We start from the raw sequence: 724 nt of genomic DNA on the forward strand, positions 1-724 counted from the left end.
TTTATTACAAGGGAGCGCAGAGGGTCACGAATACCCCAACCTTTAGGTTGGGGATGAAGTGAACCCTCGCCTCTTCGTTTTTCTCTTTAACTATCTAAATCATTACTTTTTTTGTAAAATGAGGTTTTTTTGGCACCATGGCCATAGGTGGTACCAGCCGCCTATAGCCTGGATGTGATATGCGTTGGAATTGAACAGTTTTAGCCATGGCTATGGTCAGATAACCTACCATCTCGTTTTGGTGCCAAAGTATCGATACAACATATTCTACAATAAGCGAATTAAAAAGGATTGCGAGTTAATCTTCAACAACATTTGCAATGAGCAAGGCTACAAGATTCATGCTCTGGAAATTGTAGATGATCACGTTCACTTGTTCGTGGAATTTCATCCAAGTAACTCTTTGTCAGAAGTAGTACAATACTTGAAAGGAGGAAGTTCTTACAGGCTTTTTAAGCTTCATCCTGAACTGAAAAAACGATATTGGGGTGGAAGTCTATGGTCAAGTGGAAAATTCTACCGATCAGTTGGAAATGTAACAGCTGACACAATCAAACATTATATCAAGGAGTCACAGAAAAAATCGAAAGCAGAATCTAAGTCCTCTAAATCAATGAAACCTGGTCAGAGAATAATTGAAGATTTCTAACCCCCGGAAACCGGGCGTGCGGCCCGAAGCATACCCCATCCTTTAGGGTGGGGTGGCCGCACGCAATTTGATTTT

General features: G+C 41.2%; 1 protein-coding gene. It reads left to right on the forward strand.

The window, feature by feature from the left end:
* Positions 1-184: 184 nt before the first annotated feature.
* Positions 185-649: an IS200/IS605 family transposase gene (tnpA, locus tag ASJ81_RS14625; protein ID WP_095645038.1), complete on the forward strand. Its 465-nt coding sequence runs from the start codon at positions 185-187 to the stop codon at positions 647-649.
* Positions 650-724 lie beyond the last annotated feature (75 nt).

Source organism: Methanosarcina spelaei (assembly GCF_002287235.1).
Classification (GTDB): domain Archaea; phylum Halobacteriota; class Methanosarcinia; order Methanosarcinales; family Methanosarcinaceae; genus Methanosarcina; species Methanosarcina spelaei.